Raw genomic sequence first — 15,770 nt, forward strand, 5'->3', positions numbered from 1 at the left:
GCGGCTCATGACCGCGGGTTCTCCCGCGCGAGCCTGCGCAGCAGCGCCGCGAAATGCTGCGCGGGCAGGTTGTCTTCCCCTGCGCGCGACACCAGCGTGAGCGGCGCGTCGAGCTGGCCGCCGTCGGCCAGCCGCGCATAGGCAACGGCATGGGCGTGCACGCCGGCCATCGAGGCCGGCACCACCGACAGGCCGACCCCGGCAGCCACGAGGTTCAGGTTGGTCATCATGCGATCGACTTCGGCCACCACGCGCGGGCGCAGGCCCTTGGCGTGGCACAGCGCGAGGAGCTCGGCATAGAGGCCGGGCGCACCCGGGCGCCGCACGAGGATGATGCCTTCCTCGCACAGCTTTGCGAGCGGCAGCGGGCGCGAATCCTTGTGTCGGGCGAGGGCAAGGCGATGGTCGCTGGGCATGGCCACGAGCACCGGCTCGCGCAGCAGCGTCTCGAACACCAGCCCCTCGGGTCGCGCCACCGGTACGCGCAGCAGGCCGCAGTGCAGGCGGCCCGCCGCCAGCGCCTCGGTCAGCTCGGCGGCGTTGTCTTCGCGCAGTTGAAGCTCCACATCCGGGTGCGCGCGGCGAAACGCGCGCAGCGCCTCGGGCATGAAGCGATGCGCCGCGGCCGAACTCGTGAAGCCGACGGCGAGCGTGCCGGCCTGGCCTTTCGCCACGCGCGTCATGCGCTGCTTCATGGCCTCCATGTCCTGCAGCATGCGCGCCGCCTCGGCCTGGAACAGGCGGCCCGCATCCGTGAGCGCCACGCCGCGCGGATGGCGGCGCAGCAGCAACACGCCCAGCTCGCGCTCGAGCGTCTTGATCTGCACGCTCAGGGGCGGCTGCTGGATGCCCAATTGCTCGGCGGCACGCGTCATGTGGCCTGTCTCCGCGACGGCCACGAAGTAGCGCAGCGCCCTTATGTCCATATGTTTTTCATATTGAAAGTGCCTCTTTATTTTATTTGACCCGAAGTCACTCGTGAATCTATCGTCCAGCCGCCCATTCAAAAAGCGGCCCTTCGAGGCTGCATGCCGGAGACAAGTCCATGCGCATACCGCGCCCTGCCTCGATGATTCGTGGCGCCCTTGGCGCCTGCCGTTGGTTCGGCCCCGCGATCGCCCTTGCCCTGGTTCTGACCGCCTGCGGCGGGGGCGGAAGCGGCGCCGATCTCTCCCTCGCGGCACTCACCACCCCGTCCGGCGTCGGCAACACGACCCCGGCCGCCGACGATCCGCCGGACAACCCGCCAGCCCCGCCGGTGCAGCCGGTCGTGTCCTGCGCGGACCTCAATGGCAAAAGCCTGCCGGCCTCCCTGATCAGCCTGCCCACGCAGGGCGCGACCATCACCAGCGCCACGCCCGTGGCGGCGACCGACGCCGGCAACCTGCTGGGCGACTACTGCCGCGTGCGCGGCACCATCCAGCCGGTCGATGCGAACGCGTCGGTCATCAACTTCGCCGTCAACCTGCCCGAGCAGTGGAACCAGAAGACCATCCACTTCGGTGGCGGCGGCTTCAACGGCCGGTTGATCGACGGCACCGAACCCGTGCGCTTCGGCCCGGCGGACAAACCTGCGCCGCTGGCGCTCGGCTACGCCACCTACGGCGACGACTCGGGCCACCAGTCGAGCAGCATCACCGACGGACGCTTCGCCGCCAACGACGAAGAGCTTGCCAACTACGGCGGCCAGTCGCTCAAGAAGACGCGCGACGTGGCGCAAGCGCTGGTGCTCGCGCACTATGGCGTGGCGCCGAAGCACGCCTACTTCCTCGGCACCTCGACCGGCGGTCGCGACGCGCTCAGCTACATCCAGCGCTGGCCGCTCGACTACGACGGCGCGATTGCCAACGAGCCCGCGCTCAACTACACCGGCACGCGGCTGTCGAACGTGGCCGTGGGCCGCGCGCTCTACGACAACGGCGGCGTGGGCTGGATGAACGTGGCCAAGACGCTGCTGGTGCAGAAGGCCGCGATGCAGGCCTGCGACAAGCTCGACGGCGCGGCCGACAACCTGGTGAGCAATGTGGAGAGCTGCCGCCTGCTGAACGCGCAGATCCTGGCATCGCTGCGCTGCAGCGGCGGTGCGGACACGGGCGATACCTGTCTGTCGGATGCGCAGATCGCCACGGTGCGCACCATCGAATCGCCTCTGGACTTCACGCGCTATTCGCTGGCCAACGGCGTGACGCGTGCGGGCGGCTACAACCTCCTCGAAGGGGCACTGGTGGCGGGGCCGTACACCACGCGCGACCTCGGCACGCGCAAGGTGCCCGCAAATCCGGCGAGCTCGGCCGACGCCAACATGTACGTCACGGGTGACCAATGGGTGAAGTACTTCGTCACGCGCATCGCCGGCTTCGACTCCCTGGCCTTCGATCCGCTGGACCCGGGCGGCTACACGGCACGCGTGACCGAGGTCTCGAAGCTCACCGACGCCACCGATCCCAATCTCACGCCCTTCCTCGCGCGCGGCGGCAAGCTCATCCTGCTGCACGGCCTCGCCGACGAGGTGATCAGCCCCAATTCGACCATCGACTACTACCAGCAACTCATCGCCACCGTGGGCCGGGCCTCGGTCGACCAGAACGTGCGCTTCTACACCGTGCCCGGCATGGGCCATGGCACCGGCAGCTTCATTCCCAATTGGGATTCGCTGGCGGCGCTCGAAGGCTGGGTCGAGCGCGGCCTCGCACCCGCCACCGGCGTGGCGGTCGATGCCGTGGCGGGCACGTACGGGCGCACGCGCCCTCTGTGCCAGTACCCGGCCTGGCCCAAGTACCGCGGCAGCGGCAGCCTGGATGCGGCCGTCAACTACAGTTGCGTGACCGAGGCCGGCGACCCGCTGGCCTGCCCGAACCTGCCTGCGACGGCCGGCACTTTCAAGGGCGGCAACAGCTTCGGCGAGGAGCTCAGCGTGACGATCGATCCGTCCGCCATGGCCTATGCCGTGACCATCGACGCGAGCCTGCAGCGCACAGCCGGCACGCAGCGCAGCGGTTCATTGGTGGCGCAAGGGCAATGCAGCTACGCCAGCGCCGAGAGCGGGGCGGTGTTCAGCTTCGCGCCGGGCGGTGTGCTGCTCGGCGGGGTCAACGCTCCCTTGGGCGGTGGTTTTGCTCCGCTGCTGGCATTCCAGAGCACCTTCGAGAACGCGGGCACGCCCACGGTGTTCAATCCCGTGGCGAACATCTTCAACGCGGTGGGCGCGCAGCAGGGATCGGGCGCCGCCGCCGCCCAGGCCGCATCGGTGCGACTGCGCAATGCGGGCACCTTCCAGTACTGCCGCGACCCGGTTTCGGGCGGCTTCATGGTCTACGACGCCAACTGCACCCAGACCGAGAAGGGCTACATCACCTACAACGCCACGCGCAAGGCCTTCGACCTGTTCACCACCCTGCCGACGGGCGGCGCCGCCACCAGCGGCGGCACGCTCACCGGCTCGATGGTGATCGGCCTGGTGAACGGCAACCCCGTGCCGCTGCACCTGGTGCGCGAGTCGGCCGCCAACGCGGGGCTGCGCATGTTCTCGCTGCAGCAGAGCCTGATGGCCGGCGCTGCCGACGGCAGCTATGCGATGGCCAGCGTGAAGGGAGAAAGCCACGATGCCACGGTGAGCGGCAGCGCCCTGAACCTCGGCGGCGCGGCCGCGGCGCTGAGCTACGACACGCCCGTGCCCGGGGCCGTGCAGGCCGATGCGGGGCGGCCCGGCAGTTTCATCTTCAACGGCGGCGTCCTCGGATTCATCTCCAGTGCGGGAGGGAACGCGGCGCTGGAACTCGGAGTACGCCATTGAATTACAAGCTCTTGGGCCTCGGCGCGTTCGCCCTGCTCGCCGCTGCGCCGCTGCTGTCCGCGCACGGCGCGCCTGTGGCGCCCCGGCCCGCCACCTGTCCCGCGCCGGTGCCCGAAGCCGCGCGCTGCTACACCGGCGAGGACGGCATGGGCGCGCTTTACTGGATCGCGATCCCGAAGGACTGGAACCGCGTGCTCGTGATGCACGCGCACGGCGGCCCCGAGACCGGGCCACCCACGCTGCAGCGCAGCGAGGAAGACCTCAAGCGCTGGGCCGTCACCGTGAAGGCAGGCTACGCCTGGGCCGGTTCGACCTACCGGCGCGGCGGCTACGGCGTGACCATGGCGGCCGAAGACACCGAGCGCCTGCGCCGGATCTTCGTGCGCCACTTCGGGCGACCGCGCGCCACGCTGCTGCATGGGCAGAGCTATGGCGCGGGCGTGGCCGCGAAGGCGGGCGAACTCTATGCGCCGGTGGGCGACACGAAGAGCGCCTACGACGGATTGCTGCTGACCAGCGGCGTGCTCGGCGGCGGCAGCAGCGCCTACGAGTTCCGTATCGACCTGCGCGTGGTCTATCAGTACGTGTGTCGCAACCATCCAAAGCCCGACGAGCCGCAGTACCCGCTGTGGATGGGCCTGCCGATGGATTCCAAACTCACGCGCGCCGACCTCGCCGCGCGTGTGAAGGAATGCACCGGCGTCGGCCTTCCCGCCGCGCAGCGCTCGCCCGAGCAGGCAGCGCGGCTGAAGACCATTCTGTCGGTCGTGAAGATCCAGGAGCGCTCGTTGCTCGGCCACCTGAGCTGGGCGACCTGGCTGTTCCGGGACCTGGTGCAGAAGCGCCTGAACGGCCGCAACCCCTTCGGCAACATCGGTGTGGTCTACCAGGGCTCGGCCGACGATGCGGCGCTCAATGCGGGCGTGTTGCGCTATGCGGCCGATCCGCAGGCCAAAGGCGCGCTGGCGGCCGACAGCCGGCCCACCGGCCGTACCGCGCTGCCGACTGTGGGACTGCATGCCATCGACGATCCGACGGCCTTCGTCGAGCTGGCGAACGCCTATCGCCGCATTCGCGACGCGGCCGGCACCGGCGACCTCCTGGTCCAGAGCTTCAGCACCGAGCGTGAGCACAGCTACCTGAGCGATTCGGAGTACCCCGCGCTGTTCGCCGCGCTGCTCGACTGGATCGACAAAGGCGAGAAGCCCACGCCCGAAGCCCTCGCGCAACGTTGCGTCGCATTGCAGGCGCGCTACGACACCGACGGCAGGAACGGCTGCCACATCGAGCCCGAGTGGCAGGCACCCGCGCTCGAAAGCCGCGTGCCGCCCCGCAATCCGTGATTCGCCTTTCCTGGGCCAGGCCAGGCCAGGCTCGGCGCGGGGGGCGCGTCACGATCCCTTGTCGGCGCCACGCCGGACTGGCTTACGATTCGCATGCACCCCAGGCCGTCTCATGCACCTACACGTCGACGAAGAGATCACTTTCCGCAGGCTCGAGATCCTCCTGGCCTTCCTGGAGACCGGCAACCTCGCTCGCACGGCCGAGAAACTCGACATCAGTGCCGTCAGCGTGCACCGCGCCTTGCATGCGCTGGAAACGGGCTTGCGCTGTGCCTTGTTCAGGCACGAAGGCCGCAATCTGCATCCGACCGAAGCCGCGCAGGCACTGGCCGAAGTGGCCCGCGAGGTGCTCCGCACGATGTCCAAGGGCATCGACACGACGCGAGAAGTCGCCGGCTACTCGGCCGATCGGATCCGCATCGGCTCGCTCTACTCCCTGACGAGCCGCACGGTGCCGCAGTTGATCATGGGCATGAAGCTTCGCAAGCCGGGGCTGCACACCGAGCTCGTGCTCGGGTCCAATGCCCACCTGCTGCAGAAGCTGCGCGACGGCGCCGTCGACGCCGCGCTCATGGCGATCCCCGAGGAGGCGTCCGATGTCGAATCGGAGCCCTTGTTCGAGGACGACATCCATTTCGCCGCACCCGTGGGCTCTCCTTACTCGGCGCAGAAGGAGATCGACCTCAGCGCCTGCGCCGGCGAGCGTTTCGTCAGTCTGAGCGAGGGTTTCGTCACCTACAGCGGCTTCATCGACACCTTTCGCATCGCCGGCTTCACCCCCAACGTGGTGATGAAGACCGACGACATCTTCTCGCTGATGAACCTGGTCAGCGGCGGCGTCGGCTACACGCTGCTGCCGGGTCGGGTGCGCGGCGTCATGCCGCAGAACGTGCAGTTGATCCCGCTGCAGCCCAGGTACCTGATGCGCCAGACCATCGCGCTCAATTTCCTGCGCACGCGCGAGCGCGATCCCAACCTGCTCGCGCTGCTGTCGGTATGCCGCCTGGCCAAGGCCGAACTCGGCTGAGCCCGCGACCTCGGTTTGATTGGGGTTAACCCTCGATCGTTTCAGGAGGCGTAAAGGTCGACGGCAGCGCTTCATTGATCGTCCCGGAGGGGGTGCGTACTGTCCGTACCCAGACGCGCAAGCACTGCACGTCGTACCAAAAACTGGAGACGCCTCGATGAGTTCTCATTGGATTTCGATCTACGCGCTGGTCGGCATGTTCGTGCTGGCCACCGTGCTGCCGATCAACATGGGCGTGATCGCCTTCGTCGGCGCCTTCCTGGTCGGCACGCTCGTGGCCGGCATGAACGCCAAGGCGATCATGGGCGGCTTTCCGGCCGACCTGTTTCTCACCCTGGTCGGCATCACCTACCTGTTCGCGCTGGCGCAGAACAACGGCACCATCGACTGGCTCGTCAGGCTGGCGGTGCGCGCCGTGCGCGGGCGCATCGCTGCCATTCCCTGGATCATGTTCTTCATCGCCGCGCTGCTCACGGCGGTGGGCGCGGTCAGTCCCGCGGCGGTGGCCATCATCGCGCCGATCGCGCTGGGCTTTGCCGCGAAATACGGCATCAATCCCCTGCTCATGGGGCTGATGGTCGTGCACGGCGCGCAGGGCGGCGGCTTCTCGCCGATCAGCATCTACGGCGGCATCACCAACAAGATCGTCGCCAAGGCCGGCCTGCCGCTCAACGAGATCGCCACGATGCTGGCAAGCCTGGGCGTCAACCTGTCCGTGTCGCTGCTGCTGTTCTTCCTCATGGGCGGGATGAAATTGCTGCGCCAGAAGGCCGACACGACCGGCGCGGTGCCAGCAACGCGCCGCGCTGCGCATGCGCAGGGCGGCGCGCAGGTGTTCGGCGACGCCGAGGCCGAATCGTTCGCGGAAGAACGGCGCGTCGCGACTGCGGCTGGCGAGTCGCTCATGGACGCGGCGCCGGCGGTCCCGGCCGACCAGGGTTCTCGCGGCTACCAGATCGCGACCGTGGTCGGGCTGCTGGCGCTGGCCGTGCTGACGCTGTTCTTCAAGCAGGACATCGGCTTCGTCTCGATCACCATCGGCCTCGTGCTGACGCTGATGGCGCCCAATCTGCAGAAGCGCGCCCTGGGCCAGGTGTCGTGGCCGGAGATCATGCTGATCGTCGGCGTCAGCACCTACGTCGGCGTGATGGAGAAGATGGGCACGATCGATTTCGTCGGCCACAGCGTGGCCGGTCTCACCTCGCCCATGATGGCCGCGCTGCTGCTGTGCTTCGTCGGCGCCGTGGTCTCGGCCTTCGCCTCGTCGACCGCGGTGCTCGGCTCGCTGATCCCGCTGGCGGTGCCCTTCCTGCAGGGCGACAACGGCGTCAGCGCGATCGGCTTCATCGCGGCGATGGCCGTGTCCTCGACCATCGTCGACGTCAGTCCGTTCTCGACCAACGGCGCGCTGGTCCTCGCCAACGCCAAGGGTGTGGACCGGGACGTTTTCTTCCGCCAGCTGATGGTGTACGGCGCTATCGTGACCGTGGTGGCCCCCGTGGTGGTGTGGCTGCTCTTCGTGGTGCTGTGAAGCGGCGCCCCCATCCGACCATTCAACCCACCCATCGAACTCCCATGAACTCCAGCTCCTGGACCTCCAAGGCCGACGACCGCGCCGCACGGCTCGCGCGCGCCGCCGCTGCACTCGGCACGCGCCTGGCCGGCAAGCGCGTCGACACCGACGCGATCGCCACCCTGCTCGAAGCGGTGCTCTCGCCCGGCGATCGCGTCTGCCTCGAGGGCAACAACCAGAAGCAGGCCGACTTCCTGGCACAGGCGCTGGTGCAGGTCGATCCGCAGCGGGTCCACGGCCTGCACATGGTGCAATCGGTGCTGGCGCTGCCCGAGCATCTGGATGTCTTCGAGAACGGCGTGGCCGCCAGGTTGGACTTCAGCTTCTCGGGGCCGCAGGGCGCGCGCCTGGCCAAGCTGGTGTCCGCCGGGCGCATCGAGATCGGCGCGATCCACACCTACCTCGAGTTGTTCGCGCGCTACTTCGTCGACCTGACGCCCAAGGTGGCGCTGGTCGCGGCCCAGGCGGCCGATGCCGAAGGCAATCTCTACACCGGCCCCAACACCGAAGACACGCCGGCCATCGTCGAGGCCACGGCGTTCTCGGGCGGCATCGTGATCGCGCAGGTCAACGAATGGGTCGACGGCAAGACCACGACGCTGCCCCGCATCGACATTCCGGCCGGCTGGGTGAACTTCGTGGTGAAGGCGCCGCGCCCCAACTTCATCGAGCCGCTGTTCACGCGCGACCCGGCACAGATCAGCGAGGTCCAGGTGCTGATGGCGATGATGGCGATCAAGGGCATCTATGCCGAGTACGGCGTGCAGCGCCTGAACCACGGCATCGGCTTCGACACGGCGGCGATCGAGCTGCTGCTGCCGACCTATGCCGAGTCGCTCGGCCTCAAGGGCAAGATCGGCAAGCACTGGGCGTTGAACCCGCACCCGGCACTGATCCCGGCGATCGAGGCGGGCTGGGTCGAGTCCGTGCACTCCTTCGGCTCCGAGCTGGGCATGGAGGACTACATCCGCGCGCGTTCCGACGTGTTCTTCACCGGCCCCGATGGCAGCCTGCGCAGCAACCGCGCCTTCTGCCAGGCGGCCGGCCACTACGCCTGCGACATGTTCATCGGCTCGACCTTGCAGATCGACCTCGACGGCAACAGCTCCACCGCGACGCTGGGCCGCATTGCCGGCTTCGGCGGCGCGCCCAACATGGGCGCCGATGCGCGCGGCCGGCGCCATGCCAGCCCGGCCTGGCTCAAGGCCGGGCGCGAGGCGCGTGCCGGGCGCAGCGGCGCAGCCGGCACGCCGCGCGGGCAGAAGCTGGTCGTGCAGATGGTCGAGACCTTCCGCGAACACATGCAACCGGCCTTCGTCGACAAGCTCGACGCCTGGACGCTGCAGGAGCAGGCCGGCATGGCGCTGCCGCCGATCATGATCTACGGCGACGACGTCTCGCACATCCTCACGGAGGAAGGCATCGCCAACCTGCTGCTGTGCCGCACCGACGCGGAGCGCGAGCAGGCCATCCGCGGCGTGGCCGGCTACACCGCGGTGGGCCTGGCGCGCGACCGGCGCGCAGTGGAGAACCTGCGCGACCGCGGCGTCATTCGCCGGCCGCAGGACCTGGGTATCGACCCCCGCCAGGCCACGCGCAACCTGCTGGCCGCACGCAGCATGCGCGACCTGGTGCGCGCCTCGGGCGGGCTGTACCAGCCGCCCAAGCGCTTCAGAAACTGGTAACAGGAGATTCGACGATGAGCGACGTTCCCGCAGGGCTCGAAACCCTGGACTTTTCCTTCTCCGGCGGCCGGCCGGCCGGCGCCTTCGCGCCGGTGCTGGTCGGCGTCGTCGGCTCTGGCAACCTCGAAGTCATGCTCGAGCCGGCCGACGGCAACGACTGCGCGGTGCGCGTCGAGACCTCGGCGCGCGGCTTCGGGCCGATCTGGCAGGCCGTGATGGACGACTTCCACGCGCGTCATCCGCTGGCCGGCGTGCGCATCTCGATCAACGACATGGGCGCCACGCCCGCAGTGGTGAGCCTGCGGCTCGACCAGGCGGTGGCCGAGATCGGCGGAGGGCAGCCATGATCAGCTATGCCGAATGCTCCGCGCGCGAGCGGTTGGCGAAGCTGCTCGACCCCGGCAGCTTTCACGAGTGGCTGCCGCCGGCCGAGCGGGTCACCAGCCCGCACCTGGCGCAGCTCGGCGTTCCCTACGCCTTCGACGACGGCGTGGCGATCGGCCGCGCGACGCTCGACGGCCACAGCGTCTTCGTCGCCGCGCAAGAGGGCGGCTTCATGGGGGGCGGCGTCGGCGAGGTGCACGGCGCCAAGCTGGTGGGCTTGATGCAGCGCGCCTTGCGCGACCGCCCCGCCGCCGTGCTGCTGCTGGCCGAATCGGGCGGCGTGCGCCTGCATGAGGCCAACGCCGGGCTGATCGCCGTGTCGGAAGTGATGCGGGCGCTCCTCGATGTGCGCGCCGCCGGCATCCCCGTGATCGTGCTGATCGGCGGCGCCAACGGCTGCTTCGGCGGCATGGGCATCGTGGCGCGCTGTGCCGATCACATCGTGATGAGCGACGTCGGGCGGCTCGCGATGTCGGGGCCGGAGGTGATCGAGTCCTCCCACGGCGTGGACGAATTCGATTCGCGCGACCGTGCGCTGGTCTGGCGAACGACCGGCGGCAAGCACCGCTGGCTGACCGGCGACTGCGACGCGCTGGTCGAGGACGACGTCGCGGCCTTTCGCGCGGCGGCTGTCGCGGCGATCGATGCGTCCAGGCCATTGACGCTGGCGGCGCTGGAGGAGGAGCACGCGCTGCTCAGCGCGCGCCTGCATGCACTGCCTCCCGATACGGCCGGCCGCGACGAAGCCACCCTGCTCTGGAGCGCGCTCGGCTTCGCCGATGCGCAACAGGTCCCCGACCTTTCGGTCGAAGCCGTGCGCGCGCTGCGCGCGATCCGTTGAGGAGCGTTCAGATGCAGTGGAATTCTCTCGTGACTCAGCTCTTCGGCCCTTATCACGGCATGCGTGCCGACGGCGACTTCCTGCGGGGCGAAGTGATGTTCGAAGGCGAGCCGCTCACGGTGATCGGCACCACGAACCATGCGCCGATCGGCGTCCGGCTCGCGCTGGTTCAGGCCCGGGCGGTGCTCGACACCATCGCGCAGCACCCGGGCCGGCCGATCCTGCTGCTGATCGACACCCAGGGCCAGCAGCTGCGCCGGCGCGATGAACTGCTCGGCATCAACCGCGCGATGGCGCACCTCGGCGCGAGCATCGACCTGGCGCGGCGCCGCGGCCACCGCGTGATCGGCCTGGTGTACGACCAGGCCCTGTCCGGCGGGTTCATCACCTCGGGCCTGATCGCCGATGCCTGCTACGCGTTGCCGGATGCCGAGATTCGCGTGATGCGGATCCCTGCCATGGCGCGCGTGACCAAGCTGCCCGAGGAAAAGCTCGCCGCGCTGTCGCAGTCCAACCCCGTGTTCGCACCCGGCGTGCAGAACTACGTGGCCATGGGCGGCGTGCGTGCGCTGTGGCGCGGCGACCTGCAGGCTTGCCTGCGCGATGCGCTGGCCCACACGCCGACGGAAGACCGGCGCGCGCAGGACGGTGCCGAGCGGGGTGGGCGCCGGCTTGCCGCCGCCGTCGTGCGGCGCGTGCTGGACGCCGCCTGACCGCCAGAGGTGCATGCACCATGGTTTCTCTGCGCCGCCATCAACTCGTCCGGCTCTCCGAGGCGGGTTGGTCCGCCGTCTTGCGCCGGCCCTGGGACCCGCAGGCGCGCGAATGCCTGACGCATTGGGCGATGCATCGGCTGCCGCTGGTGGTGACGCGCCAACCGATCGCAGCCCCCGCCAACGGATGGATCGCACTGGGCCTGCCGTCGCCTGCGCGCTGGGACAAGCGCCGGCTGGCGCTGCAGGTGCCGCGCACCGCGCTGCTTTGCTTCGACGAGTTCCCGCGCCTTGCCCAGGTGCAGGGCCTGCTGCCGCGGGCGGCGCGGACTGCGGTGCGCGAGCTTCTCGGCGGACTCGACGCATGCCGGGCGTCATCCCGCGTCTTCGGCAGTTACGGATGGCAGGCGATCAGCGGTCTCGACCACGTGCGGCCGGGCTCCGACCTCGATCTGTGGATCTCCGTCGATGACGCTGCCCATGCGGATGCCGTGACGCAGGTCCTTCAGTCCTTCGGCGCAGCGCGGCCGAGGCTGGATGGCGAACTCGTTTTCGACGGTGGCGCGGCGGTCGCGTGGCGCGAATGGGCCGAGTGGCGTGCCGGACGCGCGCGGGCGGTGATGGTCAAGCGACTGGACGACGTGGTCCTGAAACGCGATACGGCATGGTGTGAGCGTGCCGGGCTGGCGGAGCTGGTCCCATGAGGACCTCTGCGCTGCGTGCGCAGCGGCACCCAACGCTCACGCCCGCGGCCATCGGCCGGGCCGCCACGCTCGCGCTGCATGACGAGCTGTCGCTGACGCCCAAGCCGGGCCTGGTGACGCTGATCGACCGCGGCAGCCACGACGACATGGATGCGCACACCTTCATGCGCAGCCTGTTCTCGCTGCGCCATTACTTTGCGCAGATCGCCGAGGCCGGCCTGGCGGGCGCGGAGTTCGACGTGCTGGAGCGCTTCGGGATCGCGGCAGAGGCACGCATGCTGGCCGCCACCGGCGGCATCAACACGCATCGCGGTGCGATCTTCATGCTCGGCCTGTTGTGCGCCGCGGCCGGCGCTGTGCTGCGAGAGCAGGATGAAGCACCCCGCCCGGCAGATCTGCAGCGCGCGCTGCGCCGGCGGTGGGGCGATGCGCTGGCCCAGCGAAGTCAGCGCATGTCGGCCCTCCCCGGCGGCATCGCCGCTCGACGCCATGGACTTCGCAGCGCCTCCGAAGAGGCGGCGCTGGCCTTCCCGGTGTTGTTCGAGGCGGCGCTGCCCGCTCTGAGCGCGGCACTGGCCCGCGGATTGACGCCGCAGCAGGCGCGTGTCGACGCCCTGTTTCACATCATGGCGGTCCTGGAGGACAGCAACCTCGCGCATCGCGGTGGTCTTGCCGGACTGCGCTTTGCGCAGCGCACGGCGCAGGCGTTCCTGGATCGAGGCGGTGTGGCGCGCCGCGGCGGACTTCAGGAGGCACACGCCATTGCAGGCGAGTTCGTGGCACGACGCCTGTCGCCCGGAGGCGCGGCAGACACGCTGGCCGCAGCCTGCTGGATCACGCGGGTGTGTGGAGGCCCATGAGCTTCGCGCTGCTCATTTCCGGCCAAGGCAACCAGCATCCGGCGATGCTGCCGTGGCTTGCCGACGACGCCATCGTGAACGACATGCGCACCCGCCTCGGGGTCGAGGACTGGCGCCGCGCGCTGGCCGATCCCGCCTGGGCCGAACGCAACGACAACGCGCAAACCTTGTTGACCGGCCTGGCATTGGCCGCCTGGAACCAACTGGCGCCCCTTGTTGCATCGCCGGCCGCCATCGCGGGCTACAGCGTCGGGGAACTGCCGGCCTTCAGCGCGGCGGGGGTGCTCGAACCCGCGTCGGCCCTCGCACTTGCACAGCGGCGGGCCGAGGCGATGGACGAATGCGCGGCGCAGGCACCCGGCGGGCTGCTGGCCGTCACCGGTCTTTCCCGGTCCGGGCTTGAACGACTGCGGGCGGACACCGGCCTCGCGCTCGCCATCCGCAACGGCGAGGAGAGCGTGATCCTCGGCGGACCGATCGCTGCATTGGCACAGGCGCAGCGAACGGCCGAGCTCGCCGGTGCGCAATGCACGCGATTGCGCGTCAACGTGGCATCCCATACGCCGTGGATGCGCGACGCTGCCGACCGCTTTTCGCGGACGCTCGAGCACGTCCGCTTCCAGGCGCCACGCGTCGTGTTGTTCAGCAATGCGGCGGACCGCATCCGGGACGCATCGTCTGCCCGGGTCGCGCTGGCCGCCCAGATCGCCACGACGGTTCGCTGGGACGAATGCATGGAAAACGTCATGGGACGGCAGGTCCGTTGCGTGCTGGAGATCGGTCCTGGCCAGGCATTGGCGCGCATGTGGAGCCAACGCTACCCCGGCGTTCCCGCGCGCGCCTGCGACGACTTCCGCAGTGCTGCAGCGATTGCCGCCTGGCTGAACAGCCATGCGGACTGACGAATCGACGAAGATAAAATGCCGCTTCAGCACCCCTCCAAGGGCGAAGGATTCGAATGACAAGACAAGCGAGCTCGGCGCCACCGGCCACGGAAGGCCCTGAACGCGATAACACCGGCCCGCGTTCCCTGACGCGCCTGCTGGGATTGTTCGACGTGTTGTCGCTGACGCAGAACGGGATGTCGCTTGCCGAGTTGAGCGCAACGCTGGCATCGCCGAAAAGCAGCCTGCTCAATCTGCTGCGGCCCCTCGTGGCCGAAGGCTATTTGATCCACGCCGACGGCAGCTATCGCATCGGCCCCTCGATCATCCGCCTCTCGGCGAGCGTGATGTCCGCCTGGAACTTCCCGAAGATGATCCGGCCCTTCATGGAAGAACTCGTCGAGCGCACCGGCGAGACCGTGCTGCTCGGCGTGCTCAACAAAGAGGCCGAGGCCGTGGCCTTTGTCGAGCTCGTCAACAGCCCTCATCCGGTTCGCCTTCAAGTACCCGTCGGTACGGTTCGCCCGCTCTATGCGAGCCCGACCGGCTGGCTGCTGCTCGCCTATGCCGACAAGGGGTTCAGGGACCCGTACATGGCCTCGGTGCAGTTCAAGCTCAAGATGCCGGCCGGCATCGCGAGGGCCTCGATCACGCGCGAGATGGCAAAGATCCGGACCGAAGGCGTGTGCAGTTCCATCGATACGCCCATCGCCGGGGTCGGATCCGTGATTGCGCCCGTATTCGACGGCAATGGCGAGTGCATCGCATCGCTCACCGTCGCCGGCCCGGCAGATCGATTCCGCAAAGACATGGATTTGCTCAGGGCAACGGTCAAGGAAGTGGCTGCGCGGGCTTCGGGCATCGTCGGGGCTGCCCAGCCGGGTCCCAAGTAAAGGCCTTGCGCCATCCAGGCCGTCTTCATTCCTTCAGGACGATCCGGCCCTCCTCGATGAGGCGCCCCATCTTCTCGTACTCGGCGGCCAGGAATGCGGCATAGGCCTTCGACGTGCCCCCGACGCGCTCCACCGCCATCGCGAGCATCTTCTCGCGGACCCGGTCGTCGGCCAGCACCTCGTTGGTCGCCCGGTTCAGCATCTCGATGACCGGCGCGGGCGTCCCTGCGGGCACGTTGAGCCCCACGAAGGTGTACGCCTCGTAGTGCGGGTAGCCTTGCTCGGCCACGGTCGGCACATCCGCCAGCGAGGGTGAGCGGCGCTTGCCGGTCACGGCGATCGGCTTGATCTTCCCGGCTCGGATCAGCGGCTCGGCCACCGCGATCGAGCCGAAGGCCAGGTCGACGTGACCTGCCATGAGGTCGTTGAACGCCGGGTTCTCGCCCTTGTAGGGCACGTGGTTCAGGCGGATGCCCGCCAGCTTTTGGAGGTACTCGCCCGCCAGGTGCTGCGGCCCGCCCAGCCCGGTGGTTCCGTAGCTGATGGCGCCCGGCTTGCTCCGCGCCAGCTGCGCCAGCTCGGGCACCGTACCGGCCGCGAGCGTGGTGCGCGCCACCAGCACGTTGGGCACGTTGTGGATATGGATCACGGGCAGCAGGTCCTTGCGCGGATCGAAGGCCTGCTTCGTCAGGTGCGGCAGGATCACCTGCGGGCCGGTGGTGCAGAAGCAGACGGTGTAGCCGTCGGGCGCCGACTTCGAGACATGCTCGGTCCCGATCGAGCCGGCGGCTCCGGCCTTGTTCTCGACGATCACGACCTGGCCCAGCACCCTGCCGAGCTCCTGTCCCACCAGCCGGCCGAGCACGTCCGTCGCTCCGCCCGCGGGAAAGGGCACCACCAGGTGGATCGGCCTGGCCCGGGGATAGTCCTGTGCCCGCGACGCAGCGCAGAACCCGAGCATCGCGGCGAGCATGAACACGCAGCTCAAGGCGCGAAACAGCGTTGCGAAGAACATGGCCATCACCTGATGTTCACGATTCTGGTGCCGGTACCGCGGGCGGTCACCGAGG

14 protein-coding genes are annotated in these 15,770 nt (G+C 69.0%); 12 read left to right on the plus strand and 2 right to left on the minus strand.

The genetic code is table 11. From position 1 onward, the window contains the following. Window positions 1–5 precede the first annotated feature (5 nt). Entirely contained in the window at window positions 6–926 is a 921-nt protein-coding gene (locus AC3A6X_RS06155; protein WP_487841332.1) for a LysR family transcriptional regulator, read from the minus strand. Window positions 927–1,045: 119 nt separating this feature from the next. Between AC3A6X_RS06155 and AC3A6X_RS06160 the strand changes: the two genes are divergently transcribed. The 12 genes from AC3A6X_RS06160 to AC3A6X_RS06215 all read left to right on the plus strand — a co-directional run bounded on the left by AC3A6X_RS06160 (window position 1,046) and on the right by AC3A6X_RS06215 (window position 14,700). Beyond that, window positions 1,046–3,793, plus strand: coding sequence for a tannase/feruloyl esterase family alpha/beta hydrolase (locus AC3A6X_RS06160; protein ID WP_487841333.1), 2,748 nt, complete (start codon window positions 1,046–1,048; stop codon window positions 3,791–3,793). Further along, window positions 3,790–5,136 (plus strand): hypothetical protein, encoded by a 1,347-nt coding sequence (locus AC3A6X_RS06165; protein WP_487841334.1) that lies wholly within the window; start codon window positions 3,790–3,792, stop codon window positions 5,134–5,136. The genes AC3A6X_RS06160 and AC3A6X_RS06165 overlap by 4 nt, the downstream gene beginning before the upstream one ends. A gap of 112 nt (window positions 5,137–5,248) precedes the next feature. Then, window positions 5,249–6,163, plus strand: coding sequence for a LysR family transcriptional regulator (locus AC3A6X_RS06170; RefSeq protein ID WP_487841335.1), 915 nt, complete (start codon window positions 5,249–5,251; stop codon window positions 6,161–6,163). A 157-nt stretch (window positions 6,164–6,320) separates the two neighbouring features. Continuing rightward, window positions 6,321–7,694, plus strand: coding sequence for an SLC13 family permease (locus AC3A6X_RS06175; RefSeq protein WP_487841336.1), 1,374 nt, complete (start codon window positions 6,321–6,323; stop codon window positions 7,692–7,694). Window positions 7,695–7,738: 44 nt separating this feature from the next. Continuing rightward, window positions 7,739–9,421: a malonate decarboxylase subunit alpha gene (mdcA, locus tag AC3A6X_RS06180; RefSeq protein WP_487841337.1), complete on the plus strand. Its 1,683-nt coding sequence runs from the start codon at window positions 7,739–7,741 to the stop codon at window positions 9,419–9,421. A gap of 14 nt (window positions 9,422–9,435) precedes the next feature. After that, window positions 9,436–9,768: a malonate decarboxylase acyl carrier protein gene (gene mdcC / locus AC3A6X_RS06185; protein ID WP_487841338.1), complete on the plus strand. Its 333-nt coding sequence runs from the start codon at window positions 9,436–9,438 to the stop codon at window positions 9,766–9,768. Next, window positions 9,765–10,646 (plus strand): biotin-independent malonate decarboxylase subunit beta, encoded by an 882-nt coding sequence (locus AC3A6X_RS06190; protein ID WP_487841339.1) that lies wholly within the window; start codon window positions 9,765–9,767, stop codon window positions 10,644–10,646. The genes mdcC and AC3A6X_RS06190 overlap by 4 nt, the downstream gene beginning before the upstream one ends. An 11-nt stretch (window positions 10,647–10,657) precedes the next feature. Next, window positions 10,658–11,359, plus strand: coding sequence for a biotin-independent malonate decarboxylase subunit gamma (mdcE, locus tag AC3A6X_RS06195; RefSeq protein ID WP_487841340.1), 702 nt, complete (start codon window positions 10,658–10,660; stop codon window positions 11,357–11,359). A gap of 20 nt (window positions 11,360–11,379) precedes the next feature. Continuing rightward, a complete protein-coding gene (gene mdcG / locus AC3A6X_RS06200) occupies window positions 11,380–12,063 on the plus strand; it encodes a malonate decarboxylase holo-[acyl-carrier-protein] synthase (protein ID WP_487841341.1) in 684 nt (227 codons plus the stop codon). After that, a complete protein-coding gene (gene mdcB, locus AC3A6X_RS06205) occupies window positions 12,060–12,923 on the plus strand; it encodes a triphosphoribosyl-dephospho-CoA synthase MdcB (protein ID WP_487841342.1) in 864 nt (287 codons plus the stop codon). Before mdcG ends, mdcB begins: the two co-directional genes overlap by 4 nt. Beyond that, the gene (locus tag AC3A6X_RS06210) at window positions 12,920–13,825 is read left to right on the plus strand and encodes an ACP S-malonyltransferase (protein WP_487841343.1); all 906 of its coding nucleotides are present in this window, start codon (window positions 12,920–12,922) and stop codon (window positions 13,823–13,825) included. The genes mdcB and AC3A6X_RS06210 overlap by 4 nt, the downstream gene beginning before the upstream one ends. Before the next feature lie 56 nt (window positions 13,826–13,881). Continuing rightward, window positions 13,882–14,700, plus strand: a complete 819-nt coding sequence (locus AC3A6X_RS06215) for an IclR family transcriptional regulator (RefSeq protein WP_487841344.1) — start codon at window positions 13,882–13,884, stop codon at window positions 14,698–14,700. 25 nt (window positions 14,701–14,725) lie between these two features. On the opposite strand, the gene AC3A6X_RS06220 is transcribed toward AC3A6X_RS06215, so the two are convergent. Then, window positions 14,726–15,715, minus strand: coding sequence for a Bug family tripartite tricarboxylate transporter substrate binding protein (locus AC3A6X_RS06220; protein ID WP_487841345.1), 990 nt, complete (start codon window positions 15,713–15,715; stop codon window positions 14,726–14,728). Between the last annotated feature and the right edge of the window lie 55 nt (window positions 15,716–15,770).

The organism is Variovorax sp. Soil_C_12 (genome assembly GCF_057657375.1).